The organism is Salmonella sp. 741265073_HBA (assembly GCF_046569105.1).
Lineage (GTDB): Bacteria > Pseudomonadota > Gammaproteobacteria > Enterobacterales > Enterobacteriaceae > Salmonella > Salmonella enterica.
This window is the reverse complement of record NZ_JBKFRY010000002.1, coordinates 121041-143497: the sequence shown is the minus strand read 5'-3', so window position 1 is coordinate 143497 and position 22457 is coordinate 121041. Positions and strand designations below refer to the sequence as shown.

Annotated in this window: 20 protein-coding genes; 5 read left to right on the top strand and 15 right to left on the bottom strand. The window is 51.6% G+C overall.

The window, feature by feature from the left end:
* Positions 1-11: 11 nt before the first annotated feature.
* Complete coding sequence (gene aroL / locus ACLD3P_RS03205) at positions 12-557, bottom strand: shikimate kinase AroL (RefSeq protein ID WP_000983570.1); 546 nt, start codon at positions 555-557, stop codon at positions 12-14.
* Positions 558-741: 184 nt separating this feature from the next.
* Positions 742-1197: a YaiI/YqxD family protein gene (locus ACLD3P_RS03200; protein ID WP_000158137.1), complete on the bottom strand. Its 456-nt coding sequence runs from the start codon at positions 1195-1197 to the stop codon at positions 742-744.
* A gap of 139 nt (positions 1198-1336) precedes the next feature.
* Between ACLD3P_RS03200 and proC the strand changes: the two genes are divergently transcribed.
* Positions 1337-2146: a pyrroline-5-carboxylate reductase gene (proC, locus tag ACLD3P_RS03195; RefSeq protein WP_000412193.1), complete on the top strand. Its 810-nt coding sequence runs from the start codon at positions 1337-1339 to the stop codon at positions 2144-2146.
* Positions 2147-2160: 14 nt separating this feature from the next.
* On the opposite strand, the gene adrA is transcribed toward proC, so the two are convergent.
* The 5 genes from adrA to ACLD3P_RS03170 all read right to left on the bottom strand — a co-directional run bounded on the left by adrA (position 2161) and on the right by ACLD3P_RS03170 (position 6688).
* Positions 2161-3273 (bottom strand): diguanylate cyclase AdrA, encoded by a 1113-nt coding sequence (gene adrA / locus ACLD3P_RS03190; RefSeq protein WP_023228277.1) that lies wholly within the window; start codon positions 3271-3273, stop codon positions 2161-2163.
* A gap of 91 nt (positions 3274-3364) precedes the next feature.
* The gene (psiF, locus tag ACLD3P_RS03185) at positions 3365-3685 is read right to left on the bottom strand and encodes a phosphate starvation-inducible protein PsiF (protein ID WP_000705165.1); all 321 of its coding nucleotides are present in this window, start codon (positions 3683-3685) and stop codon (positions 3365-3367) included.
* A 352-nt stretch (positions 3686-4037) separates the two neighbouring features.
* Positions 4038-4298 (bottom strand): anti-adapter protein IraP, encoded by a 261-nt coding sequence (iraP, locus tag ACLD3P_RS03180; protein ID WP_001518423.1) that lies wholly within the window; start codon positions 4296-4298, stop codon positions 4038-4040.
* 296 nt (positions 4299-4594) lie between these two features.
* The gene (locus tag ACLD3P_RS03175; protein ID WP_000446772.1) at positions 4595-5806 is read right to left on the bottom strand and encodes a multidrug efflux MFS transporter; all 1212 of its coding nucleotides are present in this window, start codon (positions 5804-5806) and stop codon (positions 4595-4597) included.
* Positions 5807-5974: 168 nt separating this feature from the next.
* Positions 5975-6688, bottom strand: a complete 714-nt coding sequence (locus ACLD3P_RS03170) for an extensin family protein (protein WP_076935540.1) — start codon at positions 6686-6688, stop codon at positions 5975-5977.
* Between the two features lie 77 nt (positions 6689-6765).
* On the opposite strand from ACLD3P_RS03170, the gene ddlA reads away from it, so the two are divergent.
* Positions 6766-7860, top strand: a complete 1095-nt coding sequence (ddlA, locus tag ACLD3P_RS03165; RefSeq protein WP_001096588.1) for a D-alanine--D-alanine ligase — start codon at positions 6766-6768, stop codon at positions 7858-7860.
* Positions 7861-7885: 25 nt separating this feature from the next.
* Here ddlA and ACLD3P_RS03160 read toward each other — a convergent pair whose 3' ends face one another.
* A complete protein-coding gene (locus ACLD3P_RS03160; protein WP_001239240.1) occupies positions 7886-8101 on the bottom strand; it encodes a DUF2754 family protein in 216 nt (71 codons plus the stop codon).
* A 267-nt stretch (positions 8102-8368) separates the two neighbouring features.
* Between ACLD3P_RS03160 and ACLD3P_RS03155 the strand changes: the two genes are divergently transcribed.
* Positions 8369-8677 carry a YaiY family protein gene (locus ACLD3P_RS03155; RefSeq protein ID WP_000763139.1) on the top strand — a complete coding sequence of 103 codons (309 nt, stop codon included), beginning with the start codon at positions 8369-8371 and terminating at the stop codon, positions 8675-8677.
* 37 nt (positions 8678-8714) lie between these two features.
* On the opposite strand, the gene yaiW is transcribed toward ACLD3P_RS03155, so the two are convergent.
* Both yaiW and sbmA read right to left on the bottom strand, forming a co-directional pair.
* Complete coding sequence (gene yaiW, locus ACLD3P_RS03150; RefSeq protein WP_023182347.1) at positions 8715-9809, bottom strand: surface-exposed outer membrane lipoprotein YaiW; 1095 nt, start codon at positions 9807-9809, stop codon at positions 8715-8717.
* Positions 9810-9823: 14 nt separating this feature from the next.
* Positions 9824-11044, bottom strand: coding sequence for a peptide antibiotic transporter SbmA (gene sbmA / locus ACLD3P_RS03145; RefSeq protein WP_000477023.1), 1221 nt, complete (start codon positions 11042-11044; stop codon positions 9824-9826).
* Positions 11045-11390: 346 nt separating this feature from the next.
* On the opposite strand from sbmA, the gene ampH reads away from it, so the two are divergent.
* Positions 11391-12548, top strand: a complete 1158-nt coding sequence (gene ampH, locus ACLD3P_RS03140) for a D-alanyl-D-alanine-carboxypeptidase/endopeptidase AmpH (RefSeq protein WP_000830777.1) — start codon at positions 11391-11393, stop codon at positions 12546-12548.
* Between the two features lie 44 nt (positions 12549-12592).
* Here ampH and iprA read toward each other — a convergent pair whose 3' ends face one another.
* Both iprA and ehaB read right to left on the bottom strand, forming a co-directional pair.
* Positions 12593-13216 carry a hydrogen peroxide resistance inhibitor IprA gene (gene iprA, locus ACLD3P_RS03135; protein WP_000950235.1) on the bottom strand — a complete coding sequence of 208 codons (624 nt, stop codon included), beginning with the start codon at positions 13214-13216 and terminating at the stop codon, positions 12593-12595.
* A gap of 85 nt (positions 13217-13301) precedes the next feature.
* Positions 13302-16277, bottom strand: coding sequence for an autotransporter adhesin EhaB (ehaB, locus tag ACLD3P_RS03130; RefSeq protein WP_131046255.1), 2976 nt, complete (start codon positions 16275-16277; stop codon positions 13302-13304).
* Positions 16278-16789: 512 nt separating this feature from the next.
* On the opposite strand from ehaB, the gene hemB reads away from it, so the two are divergent.
* Positions 16790-17764: a porphobilinogen synthase gene (hemB, locus tag ACLD3P_RS03125; RefSeq protein WP_131046256.1), complete on the top strand. Its 975-nt coding sequence runs from the start codon at positions 16790-16792 to the stop codon at positions 17762-17764.
* A gap of 103 nt (positions 17765-17867) precedes the next feature.
* Here hemB and prpE read toward each other — a convergent pair whose 3' ends face one another.
* Genes prpE through prpC form a run of 3 tightly spaced genes read right to left on the bottom strand, consistent with a single transcriptional unit; the run spans position 17868 to position 22455 of the window.
* Positions 17868-19754 carry a propionate--CoA ligase gene (gene prpE / locus ACLD3P_RS03120; protein WP_131046257.1) on the bottom strand — a complete coding sequence of 629 codons (1887 nt, stop codon included), beginning with the start codon at positions 19752-19754 and terminating at the stop codon, positions 17868-17870.
* Positions 19755-19794: 40 nt separating this feature from the next.
* Positions 19795-21246, bottom strand: a complete 1452-nt coding sequence (locus ACLD3P_RS03115; protein WP_024798450.1) for a bifunctional 2-methylcitrate dehydratase/aconitate hydratase — start codon at positions 21244-21246, stop codon at positions 19795-19797.
* A gap of 39 nt (positions 21247-21285) precedes the next feature.
* A complete protein-coding gene (prpC, locus tag ACLD3P_RS03110) occupies positions 21286-22455 on the bottom strand; it encodes a 2-methylcitrate synthase (RefSeq protein ID WP_001285878.1) in 1170 nt (389 codons plus the stop codon).
* Positions 22456-22457: the final 2 nt, after the last annotated feature.

Genomic DNA, 22457 nt, shown 5'->3' with positions numbered 1-22457 from the left:
CTGGGTGAGCGTTAAGTATAGACATCTCCCTGTAACCGTTGCGTCGACGGCGGCAACGCCGCAATAATTTCAGAAACGACCTGGGCCGGCGTTTTCGTCGCGTCAATAATGTAATGCGCCGTTTCGCGATACAACGCGTCACGCTGCTCAAGCACTTCCCGAACCTCTTCGCTCAACGGCTTGCCGGTGAGGGTCGGGCGCAGATCCGCTTCAGGTTCAGCCTCAAGCCGGTTAACCAGCGTGGATACCGGCGCGCACAGATAAATCACTACGCCAACACGGTGCATATAACGTCGGTTATACTCCGTGAGAATAATACCGCCCCCCGTCGCCACAACAGTCGAAGGCGCGCTTACCGCTTCCAGGGCCGCGGTTTCCCGGGCGCGGAACCCTCCCCAGCCTTCTTTTTCAACGATATCAGCGACGCTCATCTGCACGTGCGATTGCAGCCAGCGGTCGGTATCTGCAAACCGAAAACCGGTTGCCTGCGCCAGCGCCATACCGATGGTGGTTTTCCCACAGCCCCGCGGGCCAACAAGATAAAGAGGTTGCATCATAGCAGGCGTTCCCCCAGGAACTGCGCATACGCAGGATTTGATATCAGCAATGTTATAATCATATCATCTAACTAGTACAACGCATAAATGTAAATAATAATTTACACAAAGGTACTAAAGTCACAATATTAGTACTATAGCAAGAATCAGAAATGAATAAACTGTAAATTTTTCATTACACGATTTATTTTTTACGCTGGCTTTCCAGCCACCACTTATCCAGCTCGGCGGCAAAATGCTGACGATCGCGCGGCGAGAGTGTGTTTGGTCCCCCCGTTTGTACGCCGCTGGCGCGTAGCGTGTCCATAAAGTCACGCATCGTCAGACGTTCGCGAATCGTGGCGTCGCTATAGCGTTCTCCCCGGGGATTAAGAGCCGCAGCGCCTTTTTCCAGCACTTCAGCCGCCAGCGGAATATCCGCGGTAATCACCAGATCGCCCGCTTCGCATTGACGCACAATTTCATTGTCCGCCACGTCAAACCCGGCGGCCACGCGGAGCGTGCGGATAAAACGCGAAGGCGGCACACGCAAGGCCTGATTGGCAACCAGAATAAGCGGCAACTGCATCCGCTCGGCGGCGCGGTACAAAATTTCTTTAATGACATTCGGACACGCATCCGCATCCACCCAGATGGTCATAATGTCTCCCGTACGATATACAATCTTTTATTGTCTCGCGCTTTTGTCTTTCATCAAAGTGCTGTTTCTCCTTCTGCCCGTTTTCAATCCGCGTTAAGCTAACCATTCCCCATAACACACAAACATAGGGAGTGACGAGATGGAGAAGAAAATCGGTTTTATTGGCTGCGGTAATATGGGCAAGGCTATTCTTGGCGGACTGATTGCCAGCGGTCAGGTACTTCCCGGTCAGATCTGGGTCTACACCCCCTCCCCCGATAAAGTTGCCGCCCTGCATGACCAGTACGGCATTAATGCGGCGCAAAGCGCGCAGGAGGTCGCTCAGGTCGCGGATATCGTTTTCGGCGCGGTAAAACCGGGCATTATGGTGAAAGTGCTCAGTGAAATCTCCTCCAGCCTGAACAAAGACTCGCTGGTGGTTTCTATCGCCGCAGGCGTAACGCTTGATCAGCTTGCGCGCGCGCTGGGACACGACCGTAAAATCATTCGCGCTATGCCGAATACGCCATCGCTGGTCAACGCAGGAATGACCTCCGTCACGCCAAACGCGCTGGTCACACCGGAAGATACGGCTGATGTCCTGAATATTTTCCGCTGCTTTGGCGAGGCGGAAGTGATTGCTGAGCCGATGATCCATCCGGTGGTTGGCGTGAGCGGATCTTCGCCGGCCTATGTGTTTATGTTTATCGAGGCGATGGCGGACGCAGCCGTTCTGGGCGGTATGCCTCGCGCTCAGGCTTATAAATTCGCCGCGCAGGCCGTCATGGGATCGGCGAAAATGGTACTCGAAACCGGAAAGCATCCCGGCGAACTGAAAGATATGGTGTGCTCGCCTGGCGGAACGACGATTGAAGCCGTACGCGTTCTGGAAGAACGTGGCTTCCGCGCTGCGGTAATAGAAGCGATGACGAAGTGTATGGAAAAATCAGAGGCGCTCAGTAAATCCTGAGGCCCGGCTGGACGTCATGCCGCCACTTCGGTGCGGTTACGTCCGGCATTCTTTGCTTTATAAAGCGCCATATCCGCAGACTTTAGCCATTCCCGATAATGACCGATTTGTGGCGTTAACGGCGCCACGCCCACGCTGATACGTAACATGACCTGCGGCGCGCCCGGCAAGCGTAAGGTATTTAGCCGTTCATGCACTCGCGACATGGCGGTAATCGCGCTGTCTGCCGGCGTTCCGCACATAATCACCGCGAATTCGTCGCCGCCAAAGCGCCCGATAATATCACTCCCGCGTAGCGTTATCTGTAATTGACGCGTCAGGGCGATAATAGCCTCATCCCCAACATCATGCCCCCAGGTGTCGTTAATGCTCTTAAAATGATCGATGTCGATAATCAACAATGTCGCCTCCCGATGGTGGCGTCGGCTGTGATCGAATTCATTACGTAATAAAATTTCCCAGTGGCGTCGGTTATAGACGCCGGTCATGCCATCCCGCGAGCTCATCGCCTGCAAGCGTCGCTTATGTTCCGCTAATTTAATGGCCGTTTGATAACTTACCCAGGCGAACAGAAGCGGATACAACATAATGACGGGCAAAGAGAGCGTAACTTCCAGCGACGAGCTTCGCATAGCGACGGGTAGCCCGGTAAGCTGCAACGTCACCAGACATGACGCCAGCAAAAGCCCCATTCCGGCAGTGAATAGCCGCCGCCCGCCAGCCCCCATCAGATTCATGCTCATCATCATAAACAGCGCGGCGGCAGGCAACATATTGACGCCCATCAGCGCGATCCACATGCCGGAGAGGATCGCATCCACTTTCAGGTTGTAAATTTCCTGACGTAGCGGATCAAGGGCTTTCGCCGACCACTGCCACGCCAGATGCGGCCAGACAAAAGACCAGCCGACCAGCAACAGCCACCAGCCGCCAAAGACAGGTTGCGTCACTAACACGGCGGCCACCGGTAAAAACATCCCCCCTAACCCCACCGCGCGCGGTAGCCTGATGCGCCGGGCGAAGCGCAACCCGGAGCGCTGACGATCATCAGAAGGGTCAGGCGGCGCTACCGCCTGTTCAACTGCTTTTCGGTAAAAATTTTCATCATTCATTATTTTTGGGAACATTTAGAAACAATTTTCCCAAATTATAGAAACAGAGCGCATGGAGGGAGTATGAAATTTCGGGTGAGTGTTTTTCAGGGCTCACCCGATAGCACTACGCCGCTTTTTTCAGGCAGGCGCTCATAAACTTGCTACGGTCATCGCCTTTCAGGGATTGTTCCGTCGCCTGAACATTGCATTCACGCATTTTCTGCTGTTGCGGCGTCAGGCTTTTCTCGCCAGGGGCTGACTGACTGTTTTTCAGGCAGTCGCTAAGGTAGGTTTTACGCGCATCGCCTTTCAACGCTTGCGCTGTCGCCTGCTGATTACAGGTCGTCATGCGCTGCTGTTGCGGCGTTAACGGTTTCTCGGTTGCGCCGACGGCGGTTAAAAAGACCAGGCCAAAAAGTAAAGTCACCAGTAATGTTATTTTCATAGCACCATCCTTTTGTCAGTGTACACATTACACGTTGTCCCTTTGGGAAATATCCCAGGGACTTTATATAAGTCTGGCTGTTACTGGCAAAAATACCACCCGGCTGTAAAAGTATTACTTACCGTTAGCAATAGATGTTTTATTGATTGACAAACCGTAGGCTAATGTGCAATTCGATTATCCACAGTCACACTGGCAGGATGCAGAAGAACAGCGCATAACGTTACACTGTTATTACCATAGCCGCTTCGTTTTTATTTTGCTCTGTATTACCCAGAAGAAAATAAAAACGAAGCGGCTATGTTATTTCATAAAAGTAACGTTATAACAACTGTGTTGTTTTAAAATACGATTAGTGCCGGGGGTGTCTCAGCAACTTTTTTACATATTGGCGCAGCAATTCCGTATCGTGATCAGGAACGCTGGCATCCGGCTTTACGCCTTCAAGTGCCCCCTCTACCTGACGTATCAACATCTCCTGCTCGTTTTGCGCCATGTTACGTAACATTGCTGTGACGATAATCTCTAACGCTTCTACCTGAGCAACCAGTTCTTTCGACTCTTCTTCTTTTTGGGCTAGCTTAAGCAACAACTCTGCTATGAGATTTTTCATGACCATATTTCCTTATTAGTTCCAGGGTGACGTTATCACTATGAAGAACCACTGCCTAGAGGCTGAAAGTACTATTTTTATGATACAGGAAGAACTTTACACAAATAATTATCACTGTCGCCGCAGCGAAACGTTTCTCAGACCGAAAACGAGACGATAATAAACCATCAAAAAACAATAATCACGCTATATCATAATTTAAGGTTATGCCATCTATAGAAAAACTTCACGGATAAAGAATATATCTTTTAATTTAAACCATATCGTAACGGCAGAAGCGCCGTTACGATGCACCGCTATTGGCCTTTCGCTTTTTGCGCGTTACGCCGACGACGTAACGCCAGGGTCAGTTGCCCAATATTGATCAACACGATCGCCGCCGTAGCGATAAAAACCCAGCGGAAACCGGCCATCGCCGATACCGTCGCGCCCATCAACGGCCCAACCACGTTGCCCAGATACATAAATGACTGGTTGTAGCCAAAAATACGTCCGGTAATTTGGTCGCTGGAGTATTTCACCAATAACGTTTGTACGGCGGGTAACATCGCGCCATCGGCAAAGCCCAACAAGAAACGCAACAGCCCCAACTGGAACGGCGTGGTGACCCAGGACATCGCGAAGAAAAGCAGCACTGCGCAGATAAGCGTGGCCATCAGAATTCTTTCCGTGCCGATTCTGTCGCCAAGTTTTCCCAGGCGAGGCGCGGAGATAAGCGCGGAGATACCGGGCACCGAGGCAATTAACCCGCTAAGAAAGGCGATGTTATTACTGTCCGGCATCATTGATTTGATAAACAGCGCCAGAATTGGACTGATGGAACCATTACAGAGTTGAATGACCATCGTGGTAAAAAACAAGCTGATCACCAGCGCAGGATAAGGTAACGACGCAAAAACGGCTTTACCGCTCAGGCGTTCGCTTTTCCTGATGACCGGACGCACGCCTTCTTTAATTAAAAATAGCGTGACCAGAAAGCTCACCACCAACAGCATGGCGGTAATCAGAAATACCGCCCGCAGCCCGATATGATCCGCGACAAAGCCGCCCATTAACGGCCCGCCGATAACGCCGCTGATCTGCGCGGTAGAAAGCGTACTGAGCGCCCAGCCGCTACGTTCGCGCGGTACCTGAGAGGCTACCAGCGCCATGGCATTGGGGATATAGCCTGACGTTAACCCCATGATTCCGCGCAGCAGGAAAAGTTGCCAGACATGGGTCGCGAATGCCTGCAGTAGAATAGCTATCGCCATCCCGAGCGACGCGCGCAATAGCATCAGTTTACGCCCTTTACGATCGGCGAGACTGCCCCACATCGGCGACACAATGGCGGAAATAAGAAACGTGATGCTAAACGTTAACCCGGACCACATTGATAACGCTTCATGGGAAGAGACGCCAAGCTGGGAAATATAAAGGGGTAAGAATGGCAGGATTTGGCTGATTGCCAGCCCGGTAAAAAAACATCCAAACCAAACGGAAATTAGATTAACTTTCCAGGATTCCATAAGACTCGTAACGGTAAGTAGCTGAAAATACGCGTTAGCTTAGCAAGTTCTCTTTTTCCTGGTGGTTCCAGAGGTGCGATACGTCACACTTTGCTATTTTGTCTCCCCGTTCATCATTTTTGTGAAACATGTCACATTATATAGCCGTGCAAGGCAGACGTTTATGCTTTAACGACACACGCCGTAGCCCCGCATTCCAAGATGAAAATGGTTAGCATGAGCAGCGTTATAGTCAGGCCCGAGCCCATTGCCATAATAATGGCAACTGGCGTTTAACATAGCGCGTAACCAGGGCCCCGTCTCATCGCGCTCCCAGCCGCGCAGGATAGTGATTTTTCGGCCATCCGATAGCTGAAACCCGCTGACATCCAGCGCTTCTGCGCTGGCATGTTCACTGCGACGCGCATCCGGGCGGTGATAAATATTACGGCAGGCATAGCTGCCCAGATGTTCGATGCGGGTCAGGCGGCGCTTCATCCACGTTTCTGTTAAAGGTTTTGCCTGCTGTTCGACAAACAGCGCGGAGCGCAGCGCCAGCGGGCAGGAGGCTAAAAAACTGCTGCTCAGTTTGACCTGGCCAAAATCTCTGACGCGCACAACATGGGACAAGGGACATTCACCAGCGCTATCCGCAACAGGTTGTGATGAAATTAATCCCTGTTGATTGGCCGCCGTCAAAAGCTCCCGGCACTGCGACGGCGTCAGGCGCTGTAGTTTGAAGGTCGTGATCCAGCCTGGCGGATCGGCAAGTTGTAGCGGAGCAAAAGGATTATAATAAGAGGGAAGATAACGATATCCCAGCCCGCCAATGCCGCCCAACAGCACAATAATCAGAAAACCCTTACCTCTCACGCGGCCTCCATTCTCACATCCCATAAACATTATGGCAGAAGCCCGCGAAACCCGCGTTTTGTCGTGGTAATGTATACGCTTTGCATTCGATGGAATGGGTTTTTAAGATGGCGAAATTGCGGGTAGGAATAGTATTTGGCGGTAAGTCGGCGGAACATGAAGTGTCTTTGCAATCAGCGAAAAATATCGTTGATGCGATCGATAAAACCCGCTTCGACGTGGTGCTGTTAGGGATAGATAAGGCAGGACAATGGCATGTTAACGATGCGGAAAATTATTTGCAGAATGCAGACGATCCGGCACATATCGCGCTACGTCCTTCGGCAATCAGTCTGGCCCAGGTGCCTGGCAAACATCAACACCAATTGATTAACGCCCAGAACGGGCAGCCGCTACCGACGGTAGATGTTATTTTTCCTATCGTCCACGGTACGCTGGGCGAAGACGGCTCATTGCAGGGGATGCTACGCGTCGCAAACTTACCGTTTGTCGGTTCAGACGTGCTGAGCTCCGCAGCCTGCATGGATAAAGACGTCGCCAAACGACTGCTACGCGATGCAGGACTGAATATCGCCCCGTTTATTACACTCACCCGAACGAATCGTCACGCGTTTAGTTTTGCCGAGGTTGAATCCCGTCTGGGACTGCCGCTGTTCGTTAAGCCCGCCAATCAGGGCTCTTCGGTCGGCGTTAGTAAAGTCGCTAACGAAGCGCAATATCAGCAGGCGGTCGCGCTGGCTTTCGAATTCGATCATAAAGTGGTGGTGGAGCAAGGGATCAAAGGGCGCGAGATCGAATGCGCCGTATTAGGTAACGATAACCCACAGGCCAGTACCTGCGGCGAAATCGTACTGAATAGCGAATTTTACGCCTACGATACTAAGTATATTGATGATAACGGCGCACAAGTTGTCGTGCCTGCGCAGATCCCTTCCGAGGTGAATGACAAGATCCGCGCGATCGCGATCCAGGCTTATCAGACGCTGGGGTGCGCGGGTATGGCGCGTGTCGATGTCTTCTTAACGGCAGACAATGAGGTCGTGATTAACGAGATTAATACGCTGCCAGGTTTTACCAATATCAGTATGTATCCAAAACTCTGGCAGGCGAGCGGATTGGGCTATACCGATTTGATCAGCCGCCTGATTGAGCTGGCGCTGGAACGCCATACGGCGAATAACGCCTTAAAAACCACGATGTAATAGCGCACGCCCGATAGCGCAACGTTTATCGGGCGTCTTTTACCTCATCATCTTCGCGCCGGCGAATGATGAACCCCGCCAGCCAGAAGCTGATAATCCACGTTACCAGCCCAACGCCATAGGTTTGCCATCCTTTCGCCTCAAAACCCAGCAATCCTACGACACCATTCAAAATAAAGATAAGGCCAATAGAGAAGGCATAGTAGTGCCAGTCACGACGAATTTTTACAGGCAAACGCATAACGACTCCGACGTATTAACAGCAACAAAAACGTATTTTTGCATACTTCTTGCGAGCGAGTCTGTGGGGGATACGGAATTTCTTAAATGTTAATTGATTTTGATAAAAGTGATCGTTTTGTGACAACTAACAAAAATTTACGCGATGGATACATTCCGTATGTGAAATTACCATGATTCTGATATTGACAAACACAATGACCTGTCAGACTTCACAGTAAGCCGATGGCATAACGCCAGATCGTAGCCGATCATCCTGGAGGTCTTTATGGCTGATTTCACTCTCTCAAAATCGCTGTTCAGCGGGAAGCATCGAGAAACCTCCTCTACGCCCGGAAATATTGCTTACGCCATATTTGTACTGTTTTGCTTCTGGGCCGGAGCGCAACTCTTAAACCTGCTGGTTCATGCGCCGGGCATCTATGAGCATCTGATGCAGGTACAGGATACAGGTCGACCGCGGGTAGAGATTGGGCTGGGCGTCGGGACGATTTTTGGCCTGGTGCCCTTCCTCACGGGCTGCCTCATTTTCGCCGTTATCGCCGCGTTTTTACGCTGGCGTCACCGTCACCAATAAACCTTAGCGCGCTGGAGAAAATATCCCAGCGCGAAATTTATCGCCCCATACACCGCGCCCGCCGCTCATCAACTCGTTTAGCAAACCAGGCGGTCGTCAGCTTACGCGTGATCTTCGGACTTTCCAGTTGAATACCGGGCAACATTTCCCGCGCAAGCGTCTTACCCGTTTTGGCCTCGGCCAGTTTATAGACTTTCTTGTAGAGCGCCGTTTTTTCAAACGCCAGGCTATCGCCTTTCTCCAGTTGGCTGCGAATTTCACGCTCACTCATTCCCAACTGCCCTGCCAGTTTGCGCACCGCTAACTCTGTTTTGCCCGGTTCCTTGCTGTTATAACGAATCAGATCGCCATCCAGCGCCAGTTTTACCCCACTGGCTTTACTGACGGCATTCTGGAACGCAGCGTTACGGCTGGCGTACCATCCCGCGTTGAAGTCGGCGAAGCGGAAAACAGGCGCGCTGTAGTTCGCCGGGTAATTCAGCAAATGGTAGGTTCCAAACCACAACCCGCCACGGCGCGTAAAGACCTCCTGACGTACCGTACCCGTCATCTTCCACGGATAGCCTTTCGCGTGCTGTTCGGCAAAGGCAATGCTGACCTGCATCGGGCCGCCCGTATGCACCGGGTTATATGAGCCAAATAGCGTCTGCCCCATAGGGACCATATTGATAAAATCGTCAAAAATAGCGCTAAGCTGTTTTTCGGTTTTTACCGTGTCCAGGCGTTCGCTATAGCTCTTGCCGTTGGGGGAGTTAATTTTCAGCGCGGTGTGCACCAGAAACAGCGGGATGTGTAGTCGTTCAGCGCGGCGATCAATCTCCTGCCAGGCGATTTTACTTAGCCCCGGCACGACAGGATCCGCCTGATAACCGGACTCCTGCTGGGCGACAGCCAGCACCGAACAGATATTTTCTACCGTCGGCGCCAGCCCCTGGCTCTTAAATGTTGTCGCGATATCTTTCGCCCAGGCCTCTCTGTCTTTGACAGTGGCCGGCATTTTCTGACGAACTACGCTTGCCACGTCGACAGGCTTCTCGCCCTTGCTCACCGGCTGCCCGGATTGACTACTACAGCCAGCCAATATGGCGACCGCCAGAAAAGGCAGAGGATAAAGACGGGACGCCGCCGACATAACGTTTCCTTCTGTTAGCTAAAAGAGTGGGTCACTTCCTGAACTGGCTGACCATCCAACTGACGTTCAAAGCTACGTAAACGTTTATAAATAGACATCAGCTCCACCAGAGTCGTCCAGGAGTTAATCAAATACTGGAACGAACCGCGCACCTGGCCAAACACGTTGGTGATTTGCGTCATCAGCCCCAGCGTAATCGTACCGGCAACAATGGAAGGAAACAGCAGGAACAAACCGAAAACGTTATCGACCTGCAAATAGAGAATGCGCGCGATGTTGAAATACATATAGTGAAAGTAGAGACGGAAGTAGTTATGGCGCACTGCGCTAAACAGTTCACGGACGGTGGGCGGCGTGGCGCGGCTGGCGTCATCTTCACCGTAGACCAGCTCCTTACGATAAGCGGCTTCCACTCGCTGATTTTTAAATTCCAGCCCCGGCAATTTGATCCCGACGACCGCCAGCAGGCCCGTCCCCATTAATGACCAGACTATGGCGGCAATGACCAGGCCGTAAGGGATATGTCCTACGATGGGTAAATCCGGCACATGCGCTGACAGGGTGACCAACACCGGCAGAAAGGCGATAAGCGTCATGATGGCATTGATAAAACTCACGCCCATGTTCTCCAGTGTAGAGGCAAAACGCATGGTGTCTTCCTGCACACGCTGGGCAGCCCCTTCGATATGGCGCAGGTACTGCCAGTGCGCCATATAGTGCTCATTCATTGCGGTACGCCAGCGAAATACATAGTGGCTGACAAAGAAGTTGTTCAGCACGCCGATCACCACGGCGATAAGCGCAATACCGAGAAACACCCCCACTTCATGATAAAATTGACCAAGAGTGACCTTGTGCGGCGAGCTGAGCGCCGTTTGAATCAAATCATAGAACGGTGCGTACCAGGCGTTAACCGCGACGCCAACCTCCACCAAAAACCAGGTGACAAAAATAATGAGCGAGGTGCCAAGTATCGACCAGTACTGCCAGCGGTGCGGGCTATAGATGAACCAGAACGTTGCAAATAATCCCACGCAAATCAGGTAATAAGCATAAAAAATCAGATAGTCCAGCGACCAGAAGCGCGCTGCGCTGATAGGCACTTCATCGGATGCCCCCACAAGTCGCGCCACCCAATCTCCTCCTCCCGCCTGCCAGAAAATGACGGCGATCAGCGCCCAAACAAACGCCGACATGAAAAACGGCCCTGGCTTTGGGAAAAAAGATTTAAACATCATGCTCTCCTGCTAACTTCTTCTCTTTATTACGGCTGCTGTGATGACGGCAATATCACGCCATGCCCACGCAAATGAAAGGGCTAAACCAGGCATTGTGACCTACGTTGTGACGCTTAGTTCGCACTTCTGCTCAACAGAATTGTTTCGACGAGTTTCATCCTAAGCAGGCAGGCTGACGCTATCAGGTTATCACAAGCGCTCTATCACAAAAGTAAACATTCTCCATCACGAAAACCCGCCGTTACGTTTTTTCACCCACTTTTTTCTCTTTAACGTTTTGCAATGTGCCGCCGGGTAGTATAAATACGCATAACCACCGTTATTTCACTTATGGACATCACCGTTGAAACGTAGTCTGCTTTTTACTGCCATGCTGTTTGCGGCATCCCTTACTTCTGTCCAGGCGGCTCAGCCGATTGCCGATCCGGTTTTTGCCTCTGATATCGTTGATCGTTATGCCGAGCATATCTTTTATGGTAGCGGCGCCACGGGCATGGCGCTGGTGGTGATCGACGGCAATCAACGCGTGTTTCGTAGTTTCGGTGACACCAGACCGGGAAATAATGTTCGTCCACAGCTTGATTCGGTCATTCGTATCGCTTCTCTCACCAAGCTCATGACCAGTGAAATGTTGGTAAAATTGCTCGATCAGGGAACGGTAAAATTAAACGATCCGCTCAGCAAATATGCGCCTCCCGGCGCGCATGTCCCGACGTATCAAGGCACGCCGATTACGTTGGTCAACTTAGCGACCCATACCAGCGCGCTTCCGCGAGAACAGCCCGGCGGCGCGGCGCATCGTCCGGTATTTGTCTGGCCAACCCGCGAACAACGCTGGAACTGGCTCTCCACAGCAACGTTAAAAGTCGCGCCCGGTTCACAGGCGGCCTATTCCAATCTGGCGTTCGACCTGTTAGCCGACGCGCTGGCGACCGCCTCCGGCAAACCTTATACGCAACTGTTTGAAGAAAAGATTACCCGCCCGCTGGGAATGAAAGACACCACGTTTACCCCCTCTCCCGATCAGTGTAAGCGTCTGATGGTGGCAGAAAAAGGCGCAAGCCCCTGTAATAATACGCTGGCTGCCATTGGCAGCGGCGGGGTCTATTCTACGCCAGGAGATATGATGCGCTGGATGCAACAGTATCTGTCGTCAGATTTCTATCACCGTAGCCAACAGGCCGATCGTATGCAAACGTTGATTTATCAGCGCACACAGTTAAAGAAAATCATCGGGATGGACGTACCGGGTAAAGCCGACGCGCTCGGTCTGGGTTGGGTCTATATGGCACCAAAAGACGGACGTCCTGGCATTATCCAGAAAACAGGAGGAGGCGGCGGTTTTATTACCTATATGGCGATGATCCCGCAATATAATATTGGCGCTTTTGTGGTCGTAACCCGTTCCCCCCTCACTCGTTTTACCAATATGAGCGACGGGATTAACGATTTGGTTACTGAGCTAAGCGGCAATAAACCGATTGCTATTCCTGCATCCTGAGTCGTCGCGCCTCGCGCTATATCAGACGAGGCGCAACATTTTTGTTAATATTCGGAGGGCAAACGGTTAATACTGATCAGTTTGCCTTTATTCATTTCAATGTAATTACCCTTACGCAGGGCCGCGAGAACTTCCGCCACCACCGATCGCGATACGCGCGTTCGTTGATGAATATAATTCATAACACCAATACGTGAGCGAAGTTCTTCATCCCACTCAATCATTGTCATTAACGTCGCACGAATCTGGTCGTAAGAATTATTACCAATGAGCTGCTTGTCACGAAGTTCCAGTACCTGACTTTTCCATACTATCCAACAGAAGGCTTCACGCCACAGTTGGTTCTGCTCAATGATGGCAAGAGTTTGTGATGATGAGAGGCGATAACCAATGCAACCGCTCTCCGCAATTAATTTATATTGTGCCTCTTTTTTCGCCACACCATCGGCTAAACCGAAAATAAAGGGGGCCTGCACAATACCAATAAGAACTTTATCACCCCGAACTAACGAAACAACCCCCTCTAAAATAACAAAGGTATGGGTATTACTTTCATCAGGTGAACAGATAATCTCTTTATCGTTAACAAACTCGAAACGCGTACCATGCTTAGAAAGGCATTTATCAAGTCTGTTGAATTCCTGTAGTGGCTTGCTTAAAGATAACATATGCATTCCTTGCAATAATGCCCGTCAAGTCCTTGACGGGCATTTTTCAATTTAAATTACCTTTATTTCTCCTGAGAGAAAATGATTACCAGGTATATTTAACACCAACGTTTGCAGACCAGTCTTGATCAACATCACCGCCGCCGAGGTAGTTAGCATCGGTGTAAGCGCTGAAGTTCTTCGTGAAGCTGAACTGAGTACCCAGACCAACACGTACCGCAGAACCTTCTACGCCGTTGTCGATAGAGTCGCCGTTTACGTCAGCATCGTTGTTGGAGTCGTCGTAAACGTAAGCCAGTTTGAAGTACGGCGTCAGCGCCTGATCTTCGCTGTAAGTGAAGGTATAACCTGCATCTACACCGATTTCATAACGCATGCTGTCGTAGGACTGACCGTCAACTTTCATGTTGTTGCTCAGCTGGTAGTCGTCGCCAGACTGGAACAGACCGGACACGCTGCCGTAAGGCGTTACGTAGCCTGCATCACCCAGCTTCAGATCATAACCCAGTTTCAAGCCAAAGCCCCAGGCGTCAGAAGAGGTGTTGCCGTCAACGTAAGTACCGTCGCTCATGTTAGCAGACAAATCGTTGTTGAAGTGAGAGTAGCTCAAGTTACCATCAACAAAGATGTTGTTTGCGAAACGAGCGGAAGAGTAGATGTAGGCAGACTGGCTGTCCTGATCCACCTGACCGGTACGATCGCTCAGATCGCCTTTCGCGAAGCCTGCTGCCGCACCAACGATCCACTTAGCGTTGTTACCGTCAACTTTGGTATCAACACCGACCATGATGCCATTAACATCCTGATCGTAGTTAATGGTGCCGTTGTCGCCGTTGAAGTTACCGCCGAAGTAGCTTACCCATGCGCCGCCGTTATCCGCCAGGCCATGACGAGCGTTGGTCAGACGAGTACCAACGGTGTCTTGTTCCAGGTTCCAGATATTGGTGTTCGCAGAAGGAATGCTCAGCGCCATGTTAGCGTAGTCGGTCAGTTCCATCTGTTCCAGCACGACAGTGTTGCCTTCCTGCTTAGCCTGATAGGTGTAAGCACCCAGGTCAGCTTTGTTTGCTGCAGAGAAGGTAGCGGTGCTGTTCTTATCGTTAACATAGATCAGCTCATTACCTTTATAATCCGCAACAGAACCCGTGCCTGTAGCATTGTCGATACGTACTTTATAGTTACCGGTTGCAGCTGCAACATTGTCACCAACGTTATCAACTTCATCCTGACCTGCTTCCGTCTGGTCGGTATCGTAAGTATCGCCGTTACCGTTAATGGTCAAATGACCATCAGAGTTCATCGCAATCACGCCATAACCGTAGTTAGACTTAGTCGTGTCGTTAGTACGATCGTTAGTCAGGTCAGCATCCAGTACGAAACGGTTACTTTCGATGTTGAAAACACCTGCGTTCACATAACCGTTAGCATCGGTGTAGCTGGTCAGGTTCAGAGTATCAACCTGCAGCGCATTAGAAGCGCTATTACCAACATCCAGTACACCATTATTGGTTACGTTGATAGTGTTTGCGTACAGGGCAGCATCATTTACGCTCCAGCCAGCAGAAACATCATCAGCAATCGTAACGGTACTGTTATCGATAGACAGGGTATCAGTTGCAACATGACCATCTTCATTGATGTTCAGAGCAGAACCACCAGTCAGGCCGATAGTGTCAGAAACCAGAGTAGAATCAGCAACATTGACAACAGAACCACTATTGATACTCAGCGTATCAATCAGAGAAGTTTTAGTAGTGTCCCACTGTGATCCGGTATTCAGGGTCACGTTAAACAGGCCGCTCTGATAAACTTCGTTACCAACGATATGGTTATACTCACTGTAGTCAGTATGAATGTTATCAATACCTACAGTTGATAATGGCCACAGACTGTTAGCTGCGATATCGATCAGATTTGCAGTTGCCTCGGTACCTGCAGCATAAGAATCGTAAACTCCATCCGGAGATGTGGCATCAAAAACACCGTCTCCATCGGCATCAGTACCAGTGTCTGTCATATGTACAGACATTGCTGCACCAACCCATTTGCTACCATTATTCAGGGTAACATCCATACGGTCAGTGCCATCCCAACCGTTCGTGTCGCGGTCAGCATCAGTATCACGATAGCTATCCGCTCCATTCGGGAAGAAGTTCTCATCGAAATTGCTGGAGAATACAACATCGCCCATCAGCGTGGAGTTGCTGAGGTTGACCGTCGTCTGCATTGCATTATCAGCGTATGGGTTTGCAATTGCCGCAATCGCAATGTCATCAGCAGTATAAGAACCGCTGTAATCGCTAGCGTTATTAGTATTACCAAACCAGCCGGAAGTACCTTCATCAGACCATGAACCAGAGGTTACGGTAGAATCAGCAACATTGATTGTGTTATTAAATACTTCACCGCTGTTTACGCCAGTGCTAACGGTGTTATCGTCGATATCTTCCCATTCGTAGCCCTGAGTCAGGGTAATACCAGCAACATGAGAATTATTTACAATAGACAGATCAACTTCCTGATCCAGTGTAATCGCGGTACCCATGTCATAAACATCAACAACATGCGTATCCGCAGTACCATCGGTATAGGTACCGTTATAGGTATAATGCTCGTAGTTGTCATCAATGGTAGAGTTATCAACGGTCAGCGCCAGGCGATCATATACATACCCGGTGTCACGATTTACGCAATCGGTAGTCATACACTCGGAGGTAATCATACCATGAATAGTACTGTTTTTAATTGTCAGGCTATTCGCATTAGTATTGGTAGTAACGCCATCATCCAGATAGTAGGTAGAAATAACGCCATTAACTCGCGCGTTATTGATTACAGGATAAATGTCACCGTTATAGTAACTATCAGTTGCGTAGTTGTTCCAACCTACATAGCCATCATAATAAACGCCATCAGCGTAGGTCGCATCGTTGTAGTGATGAAACGTATTGTAAGTGGTACCAGAAATATCATTAGTAGTAGCATTCGCCTGAGAAGTGATTGCCAGAGTGCAAGCCAATGCTAATTGTGAGACTACAAGTTTCTTTTTCCAGGAGTGCATTTGTCATCCCTCCTCAGGGACGTAATATAGTTGATCCATCAATTATCAATGCATAAAAACATATAGATGTTTAGCAAGGAGGATTATGCGGCGTCATTGCTAAAAGGTTCAATTATTCTTTATCCTCAGTCCGGATTCGGACATGAATTAAAAAGACGTAATAAAAGGAAAATGGATAATTAAAAATCATTCTTTTTCATGAGGTTACAAGAAAATAAAAAAATAAAATACATATGAGATAAATATGGATTAAAGAAAAATAAAATAAATATGAATAATGTTAAAACCCACATTTACTTAAATGACGATGAAATAAAACTAAAAACAACGTAAAACTAATTCTTATTTAAAATGATATAGTACCTGAGGTATTAATCTCCGGTATATAAAAGAAGCGCCATGTTCTGCCGCCGCTGGGGCTGCGCCTGCTACGTTAAGGACCGTTTTCGTAAAACATCTGCCTGCAGATTCAGGTATACTGGGCCTTCGATTCCACAAACATCAGGCAGACCATGACAGACCTTATCCATCGCCCTCGCCGCCTGCGCAAATCCGCTGCGCTGCGCGCTATGTTTGAAGAGACAACACTTAGCCTGAACGACCTGGTGTTGCCGATCTTTGTTGAAGAAGAACTCGACGATTACAAAGCTATTGATGCCATGCCCGGCGTAATGCGTATCCCGGAAAAGCAGCTGGCGCGAGAGATTGAACGTATCGCAAATGCTGGCATTCGTTCCGTTATGACCTTCGGCATTTCCCACCATACTGATGACACCGGCAGCGATACCTGGAAAGAAGACGGCCTGGTGGCAAGAATGTCCCGCATCTGTAAGCAAACCGTGCCGGAGATGATCGTCATGTCCGACACCTGCTTCTGCGAATACACCTCGCACGGCCACTGCGGCGTGTTGTGCGAACACGGTGTGGATAACGATGCGACGCTGGCCAACCTCGGCAAGCAGGCCGTTATCGCGGCGGCGGCTGGAGCAGATTTTATTGCGCCCTCCGCGGCCATGGATGGACAAGTCCAGGCTATCCGCCAGGCGCTGGATGCCGCCGGTTTTTCCGATACGGCAATAATGTCCTACTCCACTAAGTTCGCCTCTTCTTTCTACGGCCCCTTCCGTGAAGCAGCGGGTACTGCGTTAAAAGGCGACCGCAAGACGTATCAAATGAATCCGATGAACCGCCGTGAAGCGATTCGCGAATCACTGCTCGACGAAGCCCAGGGCGCGGATTGCTTAATGGTGAAACCGGCCGGCGCGTATCTGGACGTGCTGCGTGAAATCCGCGAACGCACAGAGTTGCCGCTTGGCGCTTACCAGGTGAGCGGTGAATACGCCATGATTAAATTTGCTGCTATGGCTGGCGCCATTGATGAAGAAAAGGTCGTGCTGGAAAGTCTGGGCTCGATTAAACGCGCCGGCGCCGATTTGATTTTCAGTTACTTCGCGCTGGAGCTGGCTGAGAAAAATATTCTGCGTTAATTCTGTTACAGGGCGGCGCTCTGCCGCCCTTTCCCGACGTTACACCCCACTATTCAGTCGCTGACGCTAACCCGTTGCCGAACGCGGCTTATCCGGCCTACGGCTATTCCTCGATCGCCTGGCGAATTTGTTGCAACGATGCGGGATCGTCAATGGTTGTCAGATCGCCCGGATCGCGGCCTTCGCAGATCGCCTGGATCGTGCGGCGAAGCATCTTTCCGGAACGCGTTTTGGGGAGCTGCGAAACAAACCAGACATGCGCCGGACGACCAAAGTGACCGATCTGGTTGTCCACCAGCGCCATAATCGCTTTTTCCTCGTCGCGCGCCGCCTCGCGATCCGCCAGCGTATCGCTCTGCTTCGGAATGACAAACGCCACCGCTACCTGCCCTTTCAGAGCGTCTTTTATCCCCACTACCGCCACTTCCGCTACGTTCGGGTAGCTGGAGATACTTTCTTCTATTTCTCGCGTCCCCAGCCGATGGCCCGCAATATTAATCACATCATCGGTACGGCCCAGAATAAAGTAATACCCCTCGGCATCGCGGATTCCCCAGTCGAAGGTGGCATAAACCTGACGGTTAAACAGCGACCAGTAAGTCTTCACAAAACGCGCATCGTCGCCCCAAATAGTCTGAATACAGCCCGGCGGCAGCGGCCCTTCAATCACCAGCATCCCCTTTTCATTTATGCCGCAAGGTTCGCCGGTGACTTCATTGAGTAGCTGGACGTTATAACCGTACATCGGCACGCCCGGGCTTCCCAGACGCGACGGCCTATCGTCCAGCGCGCGGGCCAGCGCCATGATCGGCCAGCCGGACTCCGTCTGCCAATAATTGTCGATAACCGGCACACCCAGCGTCTCCGTTACCCAACTGGCCGTCGGCTCGTCCAGCGGCTCACCGGCCAGATAAAGCGCCTCCAGCGAGGAGAGATCGTGATTGCGGATTTGCGCCGTCGGGAATTTTTTCAGCACGCGAATCGCGGTCGGGGCGGAAAACATCCGGTTAACCTGGTATTTCTCGACAATTTTCCACCAGACCCCGCAGTCCGGGTACGTCGGCAGCCCTTCGTAAACAATCGTCGCCATGCCTGCCAGCAGCGGCGCGTAAACGATATAGGAGTGGCCGACGACCCAGCCGATATCCGATGCGCAAAAGAATACGCCGCCCACCTTGCCGCCAAAAATGGTGTCCATCGAGGTTGCCAGCGCCACCGCATAACCGCCGACGTCGCGCTGGACGCCTTTCGGTTTGCCGGTAGTGCCGGAGGTGTAAAGAATGCACGAAGTTTCATTGGATTCCAGCCACACCACCGGCACGCTCGCGCCGAGATGCTGCTGGCGCAACGTGGCAAAATCCAGATCGCGCCCATCCACCCACGCCATTTTCGCCAGCCCTCTGTCCACCAGCAGAACGTGTTTCGGCTGATGCTGCGCCTGCACAATAGCGTCATCGAGCAGCTTTTTATACGGCAGAATTTTACCGCCCCGCGCTCCGGCATCCGCCGACACAATCAGCGCCGGTCTGGCATCGTCAATGCGCGCCGCCACGCTGTGCGAGGCAAAACCGCCAAAGACCACCGAATGGATCGCGCCAATGCGCGCGCAGGCCAGCAGGGTTATCTGCGCTTCGGCAATCATCGGCATATAGACCAATACGCGATCGCCACGCTGCACGCCCAGCGACAGCAACATGGCGGCCACAGCGTTGACTTCATCATGCAACTGGCTGAAGGTAAATGTGCGCTCTTCATCGGTCTCTGATGAGACGGCAATCAGCGCCAGCGCCTCCGGCTGTTTATCCAGCCAGCGGTCAACGGCGTTATGACATAAGTTAGTGGTGCCGCCGCAAAACCAGCGGGCAAACGGTGGACGGCTATGATCCAGCGTCTGCGTAAACGGCTGTCGCCAGTCGATACGCCGGGCCTGCTCGGCCCAGAACGCCTCCGGTTCGTTAATGGAACGCTGATAAAATTCGCTAAAAGACATCACGCTCTCCTGTTGAACTTACGCCTTACTGCTGGCTGGCTCAGATGACATATAAATCGAGGTATTCGTTAACCGGCATCTGCTCCAGGCGGGCTCTGTCCAGGGAGACATCCAGAATGCGTTGCTGCTGGCGAGTCGGGAACTGACGCGCCAGGTTTATTTTAAATTTTTCGATAAGCTTCGGAATACCGTCGGCGCGGCGACGCGCATGACCAATCGGATACTCCACGACAACCTCGCCAAAGCGTGAGCCATCAGTAAACTCCACGGTGATCGCATTGCCGATAGCACGTTTTTCCGGGTCGTGATAGTCGGCGGTAAAAGCCGGGTCCTCATAACACACGATTTTCTCGCGCAGGGCGTCAACACGCTTGTCCTGCGCCACCTCGTCTTCATAATCCGCCGCGGTTAACCGTCCGAACAGCAACGGCACGGCGACCATATACTGGATACAGTGATCGCGGTCCGCCGGGTTATTGAGCGGGCCTTTTTTATCGATAATGCGGAGACAGGCTTCGTGGGTGCGGATGGTCACTTTCTCGATATCCGCTGCCGTTTTACCCGCGGCCTGCATCTGCTCATACAGCGTCATCGCCGCTTCGACGGCGGTTTGCGAGTGGAACTCTGCCGGGAAAGAAATTTTGAATAGCACGTTTTCCATCACGTAGGAGCCGTAAGGGCGCTGGAAACGGAACGTTTCACCTTTGAATGAAACGTCGTAGAAGCCCCAGGTTTTGGCGGTGAGCGCCGAGGGATAGCCCATCTCGCCGGTTTTCGCCATCAGCGCCAGACGTACCGCGCGCGAAGTCGCATCGCCCGCCGCCCAGGATTTGCGCGTACCGGTATTCGGCGCATGACGATAAGTGCGCAACGACTGCCCATCCACCCACGCCAGCGATACCGCGTTGAGGATCTCATCGCGCGTCAGCCCCAGCATTTCAGCGACCACCGCAGTCGAGGCCACTTTCACCAGCAACACATGGTCAAGTCCGACACGGTTGAAGGCGTTTTCCAGCGCGATGCAGCCCTGAATTTCGTGGGCTTTGATCATCCCGTTCAATACCTGTTTCATGGTCAGCGGCGCTTTGCCGGCGGCGACGGCGTTGCGTGACAGCCAGTCAGCCGTCGCCAGAATACCGCCGAGGTTATCAGAAGGATGGCCCCACTCGGCGGCAAGCCAGGTATCGTTAAAATCGAGCCAGCGGATCATCGCGCCAATGTTAAAGGCTGCCTGTACCGGATCGAGCTGGAACTGGGTGCCCGGCACGCGTGCGCCGTTGGGCACCACCGTGCCTGGCACGATCGGCCCAAGCAATTTTTTACAGGCCGGGTATTCCAGCGCTTCCAGACCACAGCCGAGCGTGTCGAGCAGGCAATAATGCGCGGTGTCGTACGCCACCTTTGAGGTGATGTCGTAGTTCATCACGTAATCCACGATATCGACGATTTCGCGGTCAAATTCCGGGCGGATGTTCAGTTCTTGGGTAGACATAGGGTACGTTTCCTGCGTTTTATTTTTAATAAGAGTGAGTTAGCAACGATCGTCTATCGAGACAAACGGACGATCTTCCGGCCCGGTATAGTTGGCAGAGGGACGAATAATTTTGTTGTCCTGACGCTGTTCAATAATGTGCGCCGCCCAGCCGGTAACGCGGGCGATGACAAACAGCGGGGTGAACATTTCGGTAGGGACGCCCATCATGTTGTAGGAGACCGCCGAAAACCAGTCGAGATTCGGGAACATCTTTTTGGTCTCCCACATCACCGTTTCCAGACGGTCGGCGATGTGGTACATCTTCAGCGAGCCGCCTTCTTCTGAAAGCTGTTTCGCCACCCGTTTAATCACCTGATGGCGCGGGTCGGCGATGGTGTAAACCGGATGTCCAAAGCCAATCACCACCTCTTTGTTTTCCACGCGTTTACGGATATCCGCCTCTGCCTCGTCCGGCGTTTCATAACGCTGTTGAATTTCCAGCGACACCTCATTCGCCCCGCCGTGTTTCGGGCCGCGCAGCGCGCCAATCGCGCCGATAATCGCGGAGTAGACATCCGAGCCGGTCCCGGCAATCACCCGGCTGGTAAACGTCGAGGCGTTGAACTCATGCTCGGCATACAGCACCAGCGAAATATGCATCGCCTTTTCCCAGCTTTGGGTTGGCTTTTCACCATGTAGCAGATGCAGGAAATGGCCGCCAATGGAATCATCGTCGGTTTCCGGCTGAATACGTTCGCCGTTGTGGCTGTAGTGATACCAGTAAAGAAGGATAGAGCTGAGCGAGGCCAACAGCTTATCGGCAATATCGCGCGCGCCGGAGACGGTATGTCCCTCTTTTTCCGGCAGGGTGCAGCCCAGCGCGGAAACGCCGGTACGCATCACGTCCATCGGGTGCGAGGCCGCCGGTAACGCTTCCAGAACGGTACGGACATTGGCGGGTAATCCGCGCAGCGCTTTTAACTTGCTTTTATACGCGTTCAGCTCGTCGCGGGTCGGTAATTTTCCGTGGATCAGTAAATGCGCGACTTCTTCAAATTCGCAATGCTCCGCCAGATCGAGAATGTCGTAACCGCGATAGTGCAGATCGTTACCGCTTTTTCCCACGGTACACAGAGCGGTATTTCCGGCAGGTACGCCGGAAAGCGCGACGGATTTTTTGGGCTTAATGACATGGTTATTATTTTGCAGGATCGTGGTGTCGCTCATAG

What these genes read in the sequence shown, in the direction of transcription:
- psiF (WP_000705165.1), bottom strand. Translation starts at nt 3,685, where the DNA reads ATGAAAATAACATTACTGGTGACTTTACTTTTTGGCCTGGTCTTTTTA.
- hemB (WP_131046256.1), top strand. Translation starts at nt 16,790, where the DNA reads ATGACAGACCTTATCCATCGCCCTCGCCGCCTGCGCAAATCCGCTGCG.
- ehaB (WP_131046255.1), bottom strand. Translation starts at nt 16,277, where the DNA reads ATGCACTCCTGGAAAAAGAAACTTGTAGTCTCACAATTAGCATTGGCT.
- adrA (WP_023228277.1), bottom strand. Translation starts at nt 3,273, where the DNA reads ATGTTCCCAAAAATAATGAATGATGAAAATTTTTACCGAAAAGCAGTT.
- ACLD3P_RS03170 (WP_076935540.1), bottom strand. Translation starts at nt 6,688, where the DNA reads ATGTTTATGGGATGTGAGAATGGAGGCCGCGTGAGAGGTAAGGGTTTT.
- aroL (WP_000983570.1), bottom strand. Translation starts at nt 557, where the DNA reads ATGATGCAACCTCTTTATCTTGTTGGCCCGCGGGGCTGTGGGAAAACC.
- prpC (WP_001285878.1), bottom strand. Translation starts at nt 22,455, where the DNA reads ATGAGCGACACCACGATCCTGCAAAATAATAACCATGTCATTAAGCCC.
- ACLD3P_RS03155 (WP_000763139.1), top strand. Translation starts at nt 8,369, where the DNA reads ATGGCTGATTTCACTCTCTCAAAATCGCTGTTCAGCGGGAAGCATCGA.
- ddlA (WP_001096588.1), top strand. Translation starts at nt 6,766, where the DNA reads ATGGCGAAATTGCGGGTAGGAATAGTATTTGGCGGTAAGTCGGCGGAA.
- iprA (WP_000950235.1), bottom strand. Translation starts at nt 13,216, where the DNA reads ATGTTATCTTTAAGCAAGCCACTACAGGAATTCAACAGACTTGATAAA.
- prpE (WP_131046257.1), bottom strand. Translation starts at nt 19,754, where the DNA reads ATGTCTTTTAGCGAATTTTATCAGCGTTCCATTAACGAACCGGAGGCG.
- ACLD3P_RS03115 (WP_024798450.1), bottom strand. Translation starts at nt 21,246, where the DNA reads ATGTCTACCCAAGAACTGAACATCCGCCCGGAATTTGACCGCGAAATC.
- yaiW (WP_023182347.1), bottom strand. Translation starts at nt 9,809, where the DNA reads ATGTCGGCGGCGTCCCGTCTTTATCCTCTGCCTTTTCTGGCGGTCGCC.
- proC (WP_000412193.1), top strand. Translation starts at nt 1,337, where the DNA reads ATGGAGAAGAAAATCGGTTTTATTGGCTGCGGTAATATGGGCAAGGCT.
- iraP (WP_001518423.1), bottom strand. Translation starts at nt 4,298, where the DNA reads ATGAAAAATCTCATAGCAGAGTTGTTGCTTAAGCTAGCCCAAAAAGAA.
- sbmA (WP_000477023.1), bottom strand. Translation starts at nt 11,044, where the DNA reads ATGTTTAAATCTTTTTTCCCAAAGCCAGGGCCGTTTTTCATGTCGGCG.
- ACLD3P_RS03200 (WP_000158137.1), bottom strand. Translation starts at nt 1,197, where the DNA reads ATGACCATCTGGGTGGATGCGGATGCGTGTCCGAATGTCATTAAAGAA.
- ACLD3P_RS03160 (WP_001239240.1), bottom strand. Translation starts at nt 8,101, where the DNA reads ATGCGTTTGCCTGTAAAAATTCGTCGTGACTGGCACTACTATGCCTTC.
- ACLD3P_RS03175 (WP_000446772.1), bottom strand. Translation starts at nt 5,806, where the DNA reads ATGGAATCCTGGAAAGTTAATCTAATTTCCGTTTGGTTTGGATGTTTT.